We start from the raw sequence: 15,247 nt of genomic DNA, 5'->3' as shown, positions 1-15,247 counted from the left end.
CCGGCCGGTACGGCGGCCGGGGCGCCGCCGCGGGGGCGGATTACCCGGCGGGGAGCCGGGCACAACGGATGCAGGTCCGTCTCGCCCGCTCCGGGGCGGCCCCGAAGGCGGCGTGCCCCGTTTGCCGCGGGACCCGGGTCGATTTATCGTCCCAGCACGATTCGCGTGCAAGATCACAGTATGTGAAGGGGCCGCGGCCATGGTGGCGAAGAAGACCGCTGCGAAGAGAACCGCTGCGCCCGGAGCCGCGGCGGAGGAGCAGCAGGGGAAGGCCCCCGCGAAGAAAGCGGCTCCCGCGAAGAAAGCGGCACCGGCGAAGAAAGCGGCGAAGAAGGCCGTGAAGAAGGTCGCCGTGAAGAAGGCGGCGACGGGGCCCGCGAAGGCGGCCAAGGCTGCGAAAACCGCGAAAGCGGCTAAAACTGCGAAGAAGGCTGCGAAAAAGACAGGAGCCAGGACAGTGGGAGCGAAGAAGACCGTGGCCGTCGGAGAGAGCCCCACGGCGGTGCCCACCGCCCGCGCGGCGGCGGCACCCGCCGACGAGCTGGCGGTACGGCCCGGCGAGGAGCCGTGGACCCCGGAGGAAGTCGCCGAGGCCCGCGCCGTGCTCACGGCGGACATCGCCCGGCTCAACGCCGAGCGGACCGCCTCCGAGGCGGCCCTGGCCGGACTGATGCGGGATTCCGGCAACGGCGCGGGCGACGACGACGCCGACACCGGCACCAAGAACATCACCCGCGAGCACGAGCTGGCCCTGGCGGCGAACGCCCGCGAAACGCTGGAACAGACCGAGCGGGCCCTGCTGCGGCTCGACGCCGGGACCTACGGGATCTGCGAGAACTGCGGCAAGCCCATCGGCAAGGCCCGGATGCAGGCCTTCCCGCGGGCCACCCTCTGTGTGGAGTGCAAGCAGAAGCAGGAGCGGCGGGGCTGAGCCCACGGGCGTGACGTACCCTCGTGGACACATTGACCTAGGTTGAGGGACACACGTGGCAGAGGCGGAGCGCATCATCGGTACGCCGGACAACGAAGCCGAGGCCGGCGCGGCGGCGGCCCCCGCCGAGCAGCCCAAGGGCCGGCGCAGGATCGCCGTGCTCGTCGGTGTCGCGGTGGTCGCCTATCTGATCGACCTGATCAGCAAGACCATCGTGGTCGCCAAGCTGGAGCACCGGCCGTCCATCGAGATCGTCGGCGATCTGCTGAAGTTCACGGCGGTACGGAACCCGGGCGCCGCCTTCGGTATCGGCGAGGCCTTCACCGTGATCTTCACCGCCATCGCGGCCGTGGTGATCATCGTGATCGTCCGGCTGGCCCGGAAGCTCTACAGCCTTCCCTGGGCCATCGCCCTCGGACTGCTCCTCGGCGGTGCGCTCGGGAACCTCACCGACCGGATCTTCCGGTCCCCCGGGGTCTTCAAGGGCGCCGTCGTCGACTTCATCGCCCCCGCGCACTTCGCCGTCTTCAACCTGGCCGACACCGCGATCGTCTGCGGCGGCATCCTCATCGTCATCCTCTCCTTCCGGGGTCTCGACCCCGACGGGACCGTCCACAAGGACTGAGCGCGCCCCGTCCCGGACGTCCGGCGGTCCTTCCCGGTCCGCCGGGCAAGGCATACTCGGACGGGTGAGTACGCTTCCCGAGATCCGCACCCTGCCCGTACCGGACGGCCTGGAAGGCGAGCGCGTCGACGCCGCCATCTCCCGGATGTTCGGTTTCTCCCGTACGAAGGCGGCGGAGCTTGCCGCGGCGGGGAAGGTGCAGGTCGACGGTGCCGTGGTCGGCAAGAGCGAGCGGGTTCACGGCGGCGCCTGGCTGGAGGTCGAGATGCCGCAGGCGGCCGCGCCCGTACAGATCGTGGCGGAGCCCGTCGAAGGAATGGAGATCGTCCACGACGACGACGACATCGTGGTGATCGTCAAGCCCGTCGGGGTCGCCGCGCACCCCAGCCCCGGCTGGACCGGCCCGACCGTGATCGGCGGGCTCGCCGCCGCGGGCTACCGGATTTCCACCTCCGGCGCCGCCGAGCGGCAGGGCATCGTGCACCGCCTCGACGTCGGCACCAGCGGGCTGATGGTCGTCGCCAAGTCCGAGCGGGCGTACACCCTGCTGAAGCAGCAGTTCCGGGAGCGTACGGTCGACAAGCGCTACCACGCGCTGGTGCAGGGACACCCGGACCCCATGAGCGGCACGATCGACGCACCGATCGGACGGCACCCCAACCACGACTACAAGTGGGCCGTGACCGCGGACGGCAAGCCTTCGGTCACCCACTACGACCTGATGGAGGCCTTCCGGGCGGCCTCCCTGCTGGACATCAAGCTGGAGACCGGCCGCACCCACCAGATCCGCGTCCATATGTCCGCGCACCGGCACCCCTGCGTGGGCGACCTCACCTATGGCGCGGACCCGACCATGGCGAAGCGGCTCGGGCTCACCCGGCAGTGGCTGCACGCGGTACGGCTGGGCTTCGAGCACCCGTCGGACGGGCGCTGGGTGGAGTACGCGAGCGGGTACCCGGAGGACTTGCAGTCGGCGCTGGACCGTATCGCGGCCGAGAGCGCGTAGCGCTCACCACTCAGGGGCCCGGGCCCCGGGCGCGCCGTTGCCCGCGGGTTGCGGGCGGCTCCTGCGCCTCGGGCTCCCCCAGGGCTGCGGGCGCTTCACTCGGCAGGGGCGGCGAGGCAGGTAACCGAGGGGCGCGGGGAACTGCGCGAACGGCCCACGACGGCCCGCGGCCGGACATCCGACCCCCGCCCCCCCCAGGTAGTGCCCGCCCCCCAGGACCCGCGGCCCTCGGCGTGGCCCGCCCCCGGGAGCGACACGGCACAGGAGAAAACCGGCATAGTGGGGCGAACGTGTCACTCTGGGGGCCTCGTCGGCCCGGAGGGGGCGTGTGGAGCAGGTCGCCTTGGTGCTGGGGCTCATGTTCGGGGCCGTCGTGACCGTTCCGCTCGGGGACCGTCTCGACCTTCCCGCGCCCGTGCTGATGACCCTTGTCGGCGCGGGTGTCGCGTTCCTCCCCTTCGTACCGAACGTCGATATCCCGCCCGAGTTCATCCTGCCGCTCGTACTGCCGCCCCTGCTGTACGCGGCGGTGCAGCGCACCTCGTGGCGGCAGTTCACCGCGAATCTCCGGGCGATCCTGCTGCTCGCGGTCGCCCTGGTCTTTGTGACGACGGCCGCGGTCGCGTTCGTCGTCGGCGCGCTGGTCCCCGGGCTGCCGATCGCCGCCGCGGTCGCGCTCGGCGCCCTGGTCGCGCCCCCGGACCCGGTCGCCGCGACCGCCGTCGCGGGCCGGCTGGGGCTGCCCCGGCGGCTGGTGTCGACCCTGGAGGGCGAGGGGCTGTTCAACGACGTCACGGCGATCGTGCTGTACCACGTGGCGATCGCCGCCGCGGTCACGGGCTCCTTCTCGCTGCCGTCGGCGGCCTGGCAGCTCGTGCTGTCGGCGGTCGTCGCCGTCGCGGTCGGGGTCGCCACCGGCTGGCTCTCCAACCGGCTGATGGGCTATCTGGGGGATGCGACGCTCCAGGTGGGGCTCACCCTGATGGTGCCGTTCGTGAGCTATGTCGTCACCGAGGAACTGCACGGCTCCGGTGTGCTCGCCGTCCTCACCACCGCGCTCTTCCTCGCCGAGCACGCGGCCGACGCGGATGACGTGATGGGACGGCTGGCCGGAAATACCTTCTGGGGCATTGTGGACATCCTGGTGACCGGTGCCGCCTTCGGGCTGATCGGCCTGGAGCTGCGCAATGTCTTCGGTACGGCCGACGGCCAGGTGCTGCGGATGCTCGGCTGGGGTGCGATCACCACCGTCGTGGTGATCGGGGTGCGGCTGCTCTGGCTGCTGCCCGCGACCTGGCTGGCCAAGCGACTGCACGGCAAACGGGACTACGACGAGGACATCCCGGTCTCCTGGCGGGAGACCGTCGTCGTGTGGTGGTCGGGGATGAGGGGGGTCGCCTCCGTCGCCCTGGCCCTCGCGATCCCGCTGACCACGGACGACGGCAGCCCCTTTCCGGGCCGGGACGAGATCGTGTTCATCGCCTTCGTGGTGATCCTGTCGACTCTGCTGCTCCAGGGGCTGACCCTGCCCTGGCTGGTCAAACGGCTCGGGGTACGGTCCGACACCGACAAGGAGCGCGAGTTGGAGCACCGGTTGGCACTGCGCGCCGCACAGGCCGCCCGGCACCGGCTCAGGGAGATCGAAGAGGTCGAGGAGCTGCCGGAGGAGGTCAGCGAACGGCTGCACCGGGCGGCCTACGACGTGGGGGCGCGGATCAGCCCCGACCTCCTCGACGAGGAGCGCCGCGATTTCCACGCCCGGCGGGTGGAGCGGCTGCGGACGGTCCAGCGCATCCAGCGGGAGATGCTGTCGGCCGCCCGGCACGAGGTGCTCGCGGCCCGCAGCGAACCGGGCGCCGATCCGGAGATCGTGGACCGGGTGCTCCGGCATCTGGACGTCCGCAGCCTGCGCTGACCGGGGCGGGTCAGTCCTCGCCGGAGCGCTGGTGTCCCACGTCCGCCCGGTCCCGCGACGTGCCCGGTGCGGGCACGGTGGCGATCCGGGGCAGGGCGTACGGATGCTCCTCGTACAACCAGGTGATCATCCGCTCCCGGACCTCGCACCGGATGGTCCACAGATCGTCCGGATCCTTCGCGGTGACCACGGCCCGGACCAGGATCGTCGACGGGGTGGTGTCGGTGACCGCGAGCGACTGGTCCCGGCGGTCCCACGCCGGATGCGCTCCGACGATCTCGGCGAGCCGCTGCCGCATCAGGCCGACCGGCGCCGAATGGTCCAGGTGGAAGAAGACCGAGCCGGTCATCCGGATACTGCCGCGGGACCAGTTCTCGTACGGTTTCGCCGTGAAGTACGAGACGGGCATGGTGATCCGCCGCTCGTCCCAGGTGCGGACGGTGAGCGCGGTGAGGGTGATCTCCTCGACGATGCCCCACTCCCCGTCGACGACCACCGTGTCCCCGATCCGCACCATGTCGCCGAAGGCGATCTGGAGTCCGGCGAAGAGGTTGCCGAGGGTGGACTGGGCGGCGACGCCCGCGACGATGCCGAGGACCCCGGCCGAGGCCAGCATCGAGGCCCCGACGCCCCGCATCGCGGGGAACGTCAGCAGCATCGCCGCGCAGGCGACCACGCCGACGACGGCGATCACCACCCGCTGGATCAGGGTGACCTGGGTACGGACCCGGCGGACCCGGGCCGGATCACCGGCCCCGGCCGCGTACCGGCGGTAGGCGGATTCGACGATCGCGGCCGCCACCCGGACCACCAGCCAGGCCGAGGCCCCGATCAGCACCAGCGTCAGCACCTGGCCGATACCGCGCTCGTGGCGTTCCACGATCCCGATGCCGCTCTGCCGGTACGCGCCTCTCAGCAGCGCAGCGCAGAGCACGAACTGGAGCGCGGGGCGGCCGCGGCGCAGCAGTCCCCACAGCGGGGTGTCGGAGTGCCGGGCGTCGGCACGTTTCAACAGGCGGTCGACGGCCCAGCCCACCAGCAGGGTGAGGACGACCGAGCCGCCGATGACGATCCAAGGGCGTAGCGCGTTCTCCATATCAGGGAACGTAACCTGACCCGATGGACATCATGCTTTTTCATTCCGCCTACGGTCTGCGGCCCGCGGTGCGGGCGGCTGCCGCCCGTCTGGAGGGGGCGGGGCACCGGGTGTGGACGCCCGATCTGTTCGAGGGGCGGGTTTTCGGCACGGTCGAGGAGGCCAGGGTCTTCCAGGACGAGGTGGGGCGGGACGAACTGCTCCGGCGGGCGGTGACCGCGGCCGCCCCGCACTCGGAGGGCGGACTGGTCTACGCCGGGCTGTCGCTGGGCGCTTCGATCGCGCAGAATCTGGCGCTCGGCGACGAGCGGGCACGGGGTCTGGTGCTGCTGCACGGGACCTCGGACCTTGCGCCGGACGCGACCACCGACGGGCTCCCGGTCCAGTTCCATATCGCCGATCCGGACGCCTTCGAGCCGCACGACTGGCAGACGGCCTGGTATCTCGGGATGGGCCGGGCGGGGGCCGAGGTGGAGGTCCACCGGTATCCGGGGGCCGGGCATCTGTACACCGACCCCGGGCTGCCGGACTGGGACGAGGAGGCGGCGGAGCGGACCTGGCGTGCGGTGCTGGCCTTCCTCGGCGAACTCGGCGAGACCGCCCGGCATGATGAGCCCGCCCGGCACGACGGAGGCGCCCGGACGGATGGGGCTGCTGCGGCCGATGGGAGCGGTGGGCAGGGCTGACCGCGGTACGGGCCCGCCGGCCGCGGGCCCGTACCCGGGATGTCAGCGGACCGGTGCGTCCACCCGCTCGACCTTCTGCGTTCCGCTCCGGGTGCGGTAGGACCGGGCCCAGGCCGAGGTCGCGTTCCGGTCGGTGCGGTCCGATACGACGTAGTAGTCCATCTGCGAGCGTTCGGCGGTGATATCGAGGACGCCGTACCCGTGGCCGTCCATGTCCACCCACTTCACATGCCGGTTGGCGGCCCTGATCGCGGTCGCGGCGATCACGGATGCCGTGCGCGGCGGCACCTTCAGCAGATCGTCCAGATTGTCCGAGGAGACCGAGGTGACCACGAACTCGGTGGCCACCGAGCCCGACGCCGGATAGGTCGCCGCCCTCGCGGGCACCTCGGTCGCCCAGGCCATATGGATGTCGCCGGTGAGGAAGACGGTGTTCCCGATGCCCTGCCCGGTCAGATGGCCCAGGAGTTCCCGGCGGTCGTCGGTGTAGCCGTCCCACTGGTCGGTGCTGATGGCCAGGCCCTCCTTCGGCAGTCCGAGCAGCTCGGCCACGGGGGCGAGCAGCCGGGCCGGGAGCGCGCCGAAGGCCACCGGGGAGATCATCACGGAGGTGCCGACGAGCTGCCAGTCCGCATCCGATCCGGCGAGCCCCGCCTTCAGCCAGTCGAGCTGGGCGCGGCCGGTGATCGTCCGCTCCGGGTCGTCCACCGCCCCGCTGCCGAAGCCCGACTGCCGGGAGCGGAAGGAGCGCAGGTCCAGCAGGTGCAGATCGGCGAGCCTGCCGAAGCGGACCCTGCGGTAGACCGTGCCCTCGGTGGAGGCGCGGACCGGCATCCACTCGAAGTACGCCTGCCGGGCCGCGGCCGCACGTACCGCGAAATCGCCCTCGGTGCCCGGGGTGTGGTTCTCGGCACCGCCCGACCAGGCGTCGTTGGCGATCTCGTGGTCGTCCCATATGGCGATCACGGGATGGGCTGCGTGCAGCGCCTGGAGATCGGGATCGGTCTTGTACACGGCGTGCCGCAGCCGGTAGTCGGCGAGGGCGACGATCTCGTGCTCCGGCACATGGCGGCGGACCACCTCGGCCGGCTTCGGATAGGTGCCGGTGGCGTACTCGTAGAGATAGTCCCCGAGATGGAGGACGGCGTCGAGATCGGTCCGGGCGGCGAGATGGCGGTACGCGGAGAACCAGCCGGCCTCCCAGTTGGCGCAGGACACCACGCCGAGACGGAGCCGGTCCACGGCTGCGTCGGCGGGCGGGGCGGTACGGGTGCGGCCGGCCGGGGACACGGCCTCCCCGGCCGTGAACCGGAACCAGTAGGCGGTCCCCGGGCGGAGCCCGCGGACATCGGCCTTGACCGTGTGGTCGCCGGCGGCGCGGGCGGTGGTCGCGCCGCGGGAGGTGATCCGGGTGAACTCCCGGTCCTCGGCGACCTCCCAGACGACGGGGGTGTCGGGACCGAGGCCGGAGCCGGGGAGGGCGTCGTCGGTGGGGGTCACCCGGGTCCACAGCAGGACGCCGTCGGGCAGGGGATCGCCGGAGGCGACGCCGTGACGGAAGACGGTGGGCGAGGAGCGCGGCCCGGCGGCGAGGGCGGGGCTTGCGGCGGGCAGGACCGCGGGTACGGCCGCGGTGGCGGCAGCGGCCTTGACGACCGTGCGGCGGCTGGGAGTTGACGGAAGTCGACTGGTCACGGCCCGTCAGATTACCGGGAAGTAGGGCCGATCGGGTCGTCTTGCGGCCGCTCCGGGAGTGTCGTGGCGGAACAGCTACGGTTTCCGGACATCCGGGGGCTTCCGCCCGCCCGGGGGGCGCCGGATACGGCGGCGGCCCCGGGAACACGGGGTTCCCGGGGCCGCCGCCGTACGTCCGGCAATCAGCTCGCCGTGCCGGCGCTCAGTGCCTTGTCGACCGCCGCACGGTATTCGGCCACCGTCATCGGGGTGTTCTCCGAACCCTCGGCGTTGATCTTCTTACCGTCCATCTTCAGCGACGGAGTGCCCTTGATATCGCTCTTGTCGAACTTCGCCGACATCTTCATCGCCCAGGCGTCGAAGGTTCCGTCCTTGACGTTCTTCTCGAACGCCGCGTTGTCCTTGAGGGCCGGAACCGAGTCCGCCACCTTCAGCAGATAGGAGTCCTTCGCGAAGTCGTCCTTGCTCTCGGTGGGGAAGAACTGCTTCGAGTAGAGGGCGGCCTTGTAGTCGCTGAACGCCTCCGGGCTGACATCGAGCGCCGCGCCCAGCGCGCTGAGCGCGTTCTTCGAGCCCTCGCCGCGGGTGGCGTTGTCGATGAAGGTGGCGCCGACGTACTGGACCTTGTACTTGCCCGCGGCGACGTCCTGCTTCATGGTCTCGCCCACGGCCTGCTCGAAGGAGGCACAGGCCGGGCAGCGCGAGTCCTCGTACACCTCCAGCGTCTTCTTCGCCGCCGGCTTGCCGATGACGACGGTCGTGCCGTTCTCGCCGCTGGTGTTCTTCGGGGCGGTGACGGTCTTGGCGTCCTTGGCCGACTCCCAGGCGTCGGGCTCGTTGGCCTGCATCACGCCGTAGCCGATACCGGCGGCGAGGGCGAGGACCGCGACCGTGGACCCGGCCACGATCAGCCGGCGGCGCGTCCGCTCCTTCTTGGCCTGCTGCTCGCGCTCCAGCCTGATCCGCTCGCGGGCCGCGGTCTTGTTCGTCTTGCTGTTCCGTGCGCTCATGAGGATTCACTCCGGGTGGGGACGTATCCGTCGGATACGGACGATGTGGTGAGAGTGGGCGAGGGCGGCTTCCGGGACGGCGCAAGGGGCTCTGCGCCGGATGTGTGGAAGCGCCCGGGGGCGTGCGCATGACGGAGCACACCGGTCGGCGCGCCGTGACGGCCGGACGGGCCGGACGAGCGGGCGCGGAGGGTGACCGGAGGCTACGCGGCGAGCGCGAGGCCGGCCGGCCGGCGCGGGGGACCTCGCCGTCCGAGCGCATGCACCAGCAGCAGGGTGCGGAAGGTGGCCCGCAGGGGCGCGGGGCGCGGCCCCCGGCGGACCTGGTGGCAGACCGCGACCACGACGGCGACGGCCAGCAGCAGCGGACGGAAGGCGTACGCCTCGACGGTCCGCAGCAGGCCGGCGAGGGCGGCCTCGCCCTGCCACAGCCAGAGGGACGCCAGCAGGCCGACCGTGATGTGGACGGCGAGCAGCAGCCAGGGGGTGGCGGGTCCGGGGGAGGACAGCAGGCTGGTACCGCTGCCGCCCGCGCCGGTGATACCCGCCACACCGGGCAGCGGCCCGCCGACCGGGCCGCTGCAGAGCACATCGAGCCCGAGGGCCCGCAGGGAGCCGGTGACCGGTCCGCCGCCGGGGCCGTAACAGGCGTTCTGGCTGCCGTTGAAAACGGTGTCGGCGGCCAGCTCCAGCGGCACCAGCAGACCCGCGATCCGCCAGAAGCCGCGCTCACGGCCCGAGAGGGCGTAGGCGACGGCGAAGACGCCGGCCGCCAGTGCGGCGACCGTGAACCACGGCAGCGGGGCCCGGGACAGCAGTACGTGCGAGGCGGCGGACAGCGTCACGACCACTGCCGTGAAGATCGCCGCCCGCAGCGCTCTCAGCCGCTTTCCCGAAACGTCCATTGCCTGCGAGTGTGCCATGACTGTGTGAAAGACGGCTTAAAGATCCTGGCGTGCTACCGCCCCGGGACCGGGCCGTCCCCCGGTGCCCCGGAGCAGGTCAGAGGCCGGGTATCCGGCCGTTCCGGAAGAGGTCGACGAAGATCTGGTGGTCGCGCCGGGCCCGGCTGCCGTAGGCGTGGGCGAAGTCGACCAGCAGTTTCGCAAAACCTTCCTCGTCCGCCGCAATCGCCGCGTCGATGGCCCGCTCGGTGGAGAACGGGACCAGTGAATGGCCGCTCTCGTCGTCCGCGGCGCCGTGCATCGTGGCGGTGGCCCGGCCGAGATCGGCGACGACCGCCGCGATCTGGACCGGATCGTCGAGATCGGACCAGTCCAGGTCCACCGCGTACGGCGAGACCTCGGCGACGAGCTGACCGGAGCCGTCCAGCTCGGTCCAGCCCAGCCAGGGGTCGGCATGGTCCTGGAGGGCGCGCTGGGAGATCACCGTGCGGTGGCCCTCGTGGTGGAAGTAGCCCCGGACCGCCGGGTCCGTGATGTGCCGCGAGACGGCCGGGGTCTGCGCCTGCTTCATATAGATCACGACGTCGTTCTCCAGGGCGTCGCTGGTGCCCTCCAGCAGGATGTTGTACGAGGGCAGTCCGGCCGAGCCGATACCGATCCCGCGCCGCCCCACCACGTCCTTCACCCGGTACGAGTCGGGGCGGGCCAGGCTGGACTCGGGCAGCGTCTCCAGATAGCCGTCGAAGGCCGCCAGCACCTTGTACCGGGTGGCCGCGTCCAGCTCGATGGAGCCGCCGCCGGGGGCGAAGCGCCGTTCGAAGTCACGGATCTCGGTCATCGAGTCCAGCAGCGAGAAGCGGGTTAGCGACCGGGCGTCACGGAGCGCGTCGAGCAGCGGGCCCTCCGCGGTGTCCAGGGTGAACGGCGGCACCTCGTCCCCCCGCGCGCCGGTGGCCAGGGCGCTGATCCGCTCCCGGTAGGCGGCGGCGAAGATCTGGACCAGCTCGGTGATCTGCCGGTCGGAGAGGGCCTTGGTGTAGCCGATCAGCGCCAGGGAGGCCGCGAGCCGCTTCAGATCCCAGGTGAAGGGGCCCACATAGGCCTCGTCGAAATCGTTGACGTTGAAGATCAGCCGGCCGGTGGAGTCCATATAGGTGCCGAAGTTCTCCGCGTGGAGATCGCCGTGGATCCACACCCGGCCGGTCCGCTCGTCGAGATACGGCCCGGCGGCGATCGCGCCGTCGCCGCGGTCCGTGTGCTCCCGCTCCAGGTCGTGGTAGAAGAGGCAGGCCGTCCCCCGGTAGAAGGCGAAGGCCGAGGCGGCCATCTTCCGGAACTTGACCCGGAAGGCGGCCGGATCGGCGGCCAGAAGCTCGCCGAAGGCCGTACCGAAGACGGCGAGGATCTCCTCGCCGCGCTCGTGGGCCGTGATCTCGGCGGGGTGCGGAACGGGCATCGGTGCGTGCCTCCTGCGAAGGGGTGGATCGAGAGTCCCGGCCGGGGCCGGGGGAGAGCGGTCTCCGCCCTCTCCAACGCCCGGCGCCCGCCGGAGGTGCCCGTCGCGACGGCGATGGCGGGTGTACGCCACCGCCCCGCGACTGTCGGCGGGGAGTCGTAGACTTCGACGCTGTCCCCCCGGGCACTTCCGCATCCGTATGCCCCGCCGCCCCGTCGTTCTCTGGAGGCCCCCGCCGTGACGAAACCGCCCTTCACGCATCTGCACGTACACACGCAGTACTCACTGCTGGACGGTGCGGCGCGGTTGAAGGACATGTTCGCCGCGTGCAACGAGATGGGCATGACCCATATCGCGATGACCGACCACGGGAATCTGCACGGGGCGTACGACTTCTTCCACCAGGCGGTGAAGGCGGGGGTGACGCCGATCATCGGGATCGAGGCGTACGTCGCTCCGGAGTCCCGGCGGAACAAGCGGAAGATCCAATGGGGGCAGCCGCACCAGAAGCGGGACGACGTCTCCGGTTCCGGCGGTTACACCCACAAGACGATCTGGGCGTCGAACAGCACGGGCCTGCACAACCTCTTCCGGCTCTCCTCCGACGCCTACGCCGAGGGCTGGCTCCAGAAGTGGCCCCGGATGGACAAGGAGACCATCGCCCAGTGGTCCGAGGGGCTCATCGCCTCCACCGGCTGCCCCTCCGGCGAACTCCAGACCCGGCTGCGGCTGGGGCAGGAGAAGGAGGCGCTCCAGGCGGCCTCCGACTACCAGGACATCTTCGGCCGGGACCGGTACTTCCTGGAGCTGATGGACCACGGCATCGAAATCGAGCGGCGGGTCCGGGACGGGCTGCTGGAGATCGGGAAGAAGCTCGGGATCCCCCCGCTGGTCACGAACGACTCCCACTACACGTACTCCCACGAGTCGACGGCCCACGACGCCCTGCTCTGCATCCAGACCGGCAAGAACCTCTCGGACCCGGACCGGTTCCGGTTCGACGGCTCGGGCTACTACCTGAAGTCGACCGACGAGATGTACGCGGTCGACTCCTCCGAGGCCTGGCAGGAGGGCTGCCGCAACACCCTGCTGGTCGCGGAGCAGATCGACACCTCCGGCATGTTCCAGGAGCGGAACCTCATGCCGAAGTTCGATATCCCCGAGGGGTACACCGAGGTCACCTGGTTCCAGTCCGAGGTCCGCTCCGGAATGGAGCGCCGCTTCCCCGGCGGCGTCCCGGACGACCGTGCCCGCCAGGCCGAGTACGAGATGTCGGTCATCATCGACATGGGCTTCCCGGGGTACTTCCTCGTGGTCGCCGACTTCATCATGTGGGCCAAGCGCAACGGCATCGCGGTCGGCCCCGGCCGTGGCTCCGCGGCCGGTTCGATCGTGGCGTACGCGATGGGCATCACCGACCTCGACCCCATCGAGCACGGGCTGATCTTCGAGCGGTTCCTCAACCCCGAGCGCATCTCGATGCCCGATGTCGACATCGACTTCGACGAGCGTCGGCGCGTCGAGGTGATCCGGTACGTGACCGAGAAGTACGGCGCCGACAAGGTCGCCATGATCGGTACCTACGGCAAGATCAAGGCGAAGAACGCCATCAAGGACTCCGCCCGGGTCCTCGGCTATCCGTACGCCATGGGCGACCGGCTCACCAAGGCCATGCCCGCCGACGTCCTCGGCAAGGGCATCGAACTCTCCGGCATCACCGACCCCTCGCACCCCCGCTACAGCGAGGCCGCGGAGATCCGGGGGATGTACGAGAACGAGCCGGACGTCAAGAAGGTCATCGACACCGCGCGGGGCGTGGAGGGCCTGGTCCGGCAGATGGGTGTGCACGCGGCGGGCGTGATCATGTCCAGCGAGCCGATCGTGGACCACGCCCCGGTCTGGGTCCGGCACACCGACGGCGTCACCATCACCCAGTGGGACTATCCGCAGTGCGAGTCGCTGGGCCTGCTGAAGATGGACTTCCTCGGCCTGCGGAACCTCACCATCATGGACGACGCCGTCAAGATGGTGAAGGCGAACAAGGGCATCGAGCTGGAGATGCTCGCCGTACCGCTGGACGACCCCAAGACGTACGAACTCCTCTGCCGCGGTGACACGCTCGGCGTCTTCCAGTTCGACGGCGGTCCCATGCGGTCGCTGCTGCGGCTGATGAAGCCCGACAACTTCGAGGACATCTCCGCCGTCTCGGCCCTCTACCGGCCGGGCCCGATGGGAATGAACTCCCATACGAACTACGCGCTGCGGAAGAACAAGCAGCAGGAGATCACCCCCATCCACCCGGAGCTGGAGGAGCCGCTCCGGGAGGTTCTCGACCTGACCCACGGCCTGATCGTCTACCAGGAGCAGGTGCAGAAGGCCGCCCAGATCATCGCGGGCTATTCGCTCGGCGAGGCCGATATCCTCCGCCGCGTCATGGGCAAGAAGAAGCCCGAGGAACTGGCGAAGAACTTCACGATCTTCCAGGCGGGCGCCCGGAAGAACAACTACTCGGACGAGGCCGTCCAGGCACTCTGGGACGTGCTGGTCCCCTTCGCCGGATACGCCTTCAACAAGGCGCACTCCTCCGCGTACGGCCTGGTCACCTACTGGACCGCCTATCTCAAGGCGAACTACCCCGCCGAATACATGGCGGCACTGCTGACCTCGGTCAAGGACGACAAGGACAAGTCGGCGGTCTATCTCAACGAATGCCGGCGCATGGGCATCAAGGTCCTGCCCCCCAATGTCAACGAATCCCAGTCGAACTTCGCGGCCCAGGGCGACGAAATCATCCTCTTCGGCCTCTCCGCCGTCCGGAATGTCGGGACCAATGTCGTCGACTCCATCATCCGCTGCCGAAAGTCCAAGGGGAAGTACAGCTCCTTCCCCGATTTCCTCGACAAGGTCGAGGCGGTCGTCTGCAATAAGCGGACCGTGGAATCGCTGATCAAGGCCGGGGCCTTCGACGAGATGGGCCACACCCGCAAGAGCCTGGTCGCCCACCACGAGCCCATGATCGACAATGTGGTCGCGGTCAAGCGCAAGGAGGCCGAGGGGCAGTTCGACCTCTTCGGCGGGATGGGCGACGAGCAGAGCGACGAACCCGGCTTCGGTCTGGACGTCGAGTTCTCCGATGTGGAGTGGGACAAGACCTATCTCCTCGCGCAGGAGCGCGAGATGCTCGGACTCTATGTCTCCGACCATCCGCTCTTCGGGATCGAGCACGTCCTCTCCGATAAATCGGACGCCGCGATCTCCCAGCTCACCGGCGGCGAACACGCCGACGGCGCGGTCGTCACCATCGGCGGCATCATCTCCGGCCTCCAGCGGAAGATGACCAAGCAGGGCAACGCCTGGGCCATCGCCACCGTCGAGGATCTCGCCGGATCCCTGGAGTGCATGTTCTTCCCCGCCACCTATCAGCTCGTCTCCACCCAGCTGGTCGAGGACACGGTCGTCTTCGTCAAGGGGCGGCTCGACAAGCGGGAGGACGTGCCCCGGCTGGTCGCGATGGAGCTGATGGTCCCGGACCTCTCGTCGGCGGGCACCAACGCGCCCGTGATCGTGACCATTCCGACCGTGAAGGTCACCCCTCCGATGGTCACCAGGCTGGGGGAGATCCTCAGCCACCACCGGGGGAACACCGAGGTACGGATCAAGCTCCAGGGGCCGAGGAGCACCACCGTCCTCCGGCTCGACCGGCACCGGGTCCAGCCCGATCCCGCGCTCTTCGGAGATCTGAAGGTCCTGCTCGGACCGTCCTGCCTGGCCGGCTGACCTCCGTCCGGCAGCAGTGGAGGGGGGGGGGGGGGGGGGGGGGGGCCCCCCGAATTTTGAGTTGCGCGAACCCGATGACGCCCGGCGGTTAGTGCCGAAACCCGCGGGGGGGGGCGGGGCACCCCCCGCCGCGGGGCCACGGGCC

General features: G+C 70.2%; 11 protein-coding genes. 6 read left to right on the top strand and 5 right to left on the bottom strand.

Annotation, left to right across the window (positions count from 1 at the left end; translation table 11 throughout):
* Positions 1 to 199 precede the first annotated feature (199 nt).
* The 4 genes from ACIQ9E_RS19185 (at position 200) to ACIQ9E_RS19170 (ending at position 4,477) form a co-directional block, all read left to right on the top strand.
* Positions 200 to 931, top strand: coding sequence for a TraR/DksA family transcriptional regulator (locus ACIQ9E_RS19185; protein WP_403708475.1), 732 nt, complete (start codon positions 200 to 202; stop codon positions 929 to 931).
* Between the two features lie 55 nt (positions 932 to 986).
* Entirely contained in the window at positions 987 to 1,556 is a 570-nt protein-coding gene (gene lspA / locus ACIQ9E_RS19180) for a signal peptidase II (RefSeq protein ID WP_403708473.1), read from the top strand.
* Positions 1,557 to 1,620: 64 nt separating this feature from the next.
* A complete protein-coding gene (locus tag ACIQ9E_RS19175; protein ID WP_403708471.1) occupies positions 1,621 to 2,562 on the top strand; it encodes an RluA family pseudouridine synthase in 942 nt (313 codons plus the stop codon).
* Positions 2,563 to 2,890: 328 nt separating this feature from the next.
* Positions 2,891 to 4,477, top strand: a complete 1,587-nt coding sequence (locus tag ACIQ9E_RS19170; RefSeq protein WP_403708469.1) for a Na+/H+ antiporter — start codon at positions 2,891 to 2,893, stop codon at positions 4,475 to 4,477.
* Between the two features lie 10 nt (positions 4,478 to 4,487).
* Here the strand turns inward: ACIQ9E_RS19170 and ACIQ9E_RS19165 are convergent, their stop codons facing one another.
* On the bottom strand, positions 4,488 to 5,573 hold the full coding sequence (locus ACIQ9E_RS19165) for a mechanosensitive ion channel family protein (protein ID WP_403708467.1): 1,086 nt from the start codon (positions 5,571 to 5,573) through the stop codon (positions 4,488 to 4,490).
* A gap of 23 nt (positions 5,574 to 5,596) precedes the next feature.
* Between ACIQ9E_RS19165 and ACIQ9E_RS19160 the strand changes: the two genes are divergently transcribed.
* Positions 5,597 to 6,259, top strand: coding sequence for a dienelactone hydrolase family protein (locus ACIQ9E_RS19160; RefSeq protein ID WP_403708465.1), 663 nt, complete (start codon positions 5,597 to 5,599; stop codon positions 6,257 to 6,259).
* A gap of 42 nt (positions 6,260 to 6,301) precedes the next feature.
* Here the strand turns inward: ACIQ9E_RS19160 and ACIQ9E_RS19155 are convergent, their stop codons facing one another.
* The 4 genes from ACIQ9E_RS19155 to ACIQ9E_RS19140 form a co-directional block, all read right to left on the bottom strand.
* Entirely contained in the window at positions 6,302 to 7,954 is a 1,653-nt protein-coding gene (locus ACIQ9E_RS19155; RefSeq protein ID WP_403708463.1) for an alkaline phosphatase D family protein, read from the bottom strand.
* A gap of 182 nt (positions 7,955 to 8,136) precedes the next feature.
* Positions 8,137 to 8,964 (bottom strand): thioredoxin domain-containing protein, encoded by an 828-nt coding sequence (locus ACIQ9E_RS19150; protein ID WP_403708461.1) that lies wholly within the window; start codon positions 8,962 to 8,964, stop codon positions 8,137 to 8,139.
* 203 nt (positions 8,965 to 9,167) lie between these two features.
* Entirely contained in the window at positions 9,168 to 9,869 is a 702-nt protein-coding gene (locus ACIQ9E_RS19145) for a hypothetical protein (RefSeq protein WP_403708459.1), read from the bottom strand.
* Positions 9,870 to 9,966: 97 nt separating this feature from the next.
* A complete protein-coding gene (locus ACIQ9E_RS19140) occupies positions 9,967 to 11,325 on the bottom strand; it encodes a DUF2252 domain-containing protein (RefSeq protein ID WP_403708457.1) in 1,359 nt (452 codons plus the stop codon).
* A 237-nt stretch (positions 11,326 to 11,562) separates the two neighbouring features.
* Here ACIQ9E_RS19140 and dnaE point away from each other — a divergent pair, with 237 nt between their 5' ends.
* Positions 11,563 to 15,102, top strand: coding sequence for a DNA polymerase III subunit alpha (dnaE, locus tag ACIQ9E_RS19135; RefSeq protein ID WP_403708455.1), 3,540 nt, complete (start codon positions 11,563 to 11,565; stop codon positions 15,100 to 15,102).
* Positions 15,103 to 15,247 lie beyond the last annotated feature (145 nt).

It is taken from the genome of Streptomyces sp. NPDC094448, from assembly GCF_044763775.1.
Classification (GTDB): domain Bacteria; phylum Actinomycetota; class Actinomycetes; order Streptomycetales; family Streptomycetaceae; genus Streptomyces.
Note: the sequence above shows the minus strand (reverse complement) of the source record. Positions and strands in the feature narration are given on the sequence as shown.

What these genes read in the sequence shown, in the direction of transcription:
- ACIQ9E_RS19185 (WP_403708475.1), top strand. Translation starts at nt 200, where the DNA reads ATGGTGGCGAAGAAGACCGCTGCGAAGAGAACCGCTGCGCCCGGAGCC.
- ACIQ9E_RS19165 (WP_403708467.1), bottom strand. Translation starts at nt 5,573, where the DNA reads ATGGAGAACGCGCTACGCCCTTGGATCGTCATCGGCGGCTCGGTCGTC.
- ACIQ9E_RS19160 (WP_403708465.1), top strand. Translation starts at nt 5,597, where the DNA reads ATGGACATCATGCTTTTTCATTCCGCCTACGGTCTGCGGCCCGCGGTG.
- ACIQ9E_RS19150 (WP_403708461.1), bottom strand. Translation starts at nt 8,964, where the DNA reads ATGAGCGCACGGAACAGCAAGACGAACAAGACCGCGGCCCGCGAGCGG.
- ACIQ9E_RS19145 (WP_403708459.1), bottom strand. Translation starts at nt 9,869, where the DNA reads ATGGACGTTTCGGGAAAGCGGCTGAGAGCGCTGCGGGCGGCGATCTTC.
- ACIQ9E_RS19140 (WP_403708457.1), bottom strand. Translation starts at nt 11,325, where the DNA reads ATGCCCGTTCCGCACCCCGCCGAGATCACGGCCCACGAGCGCGGCGAG.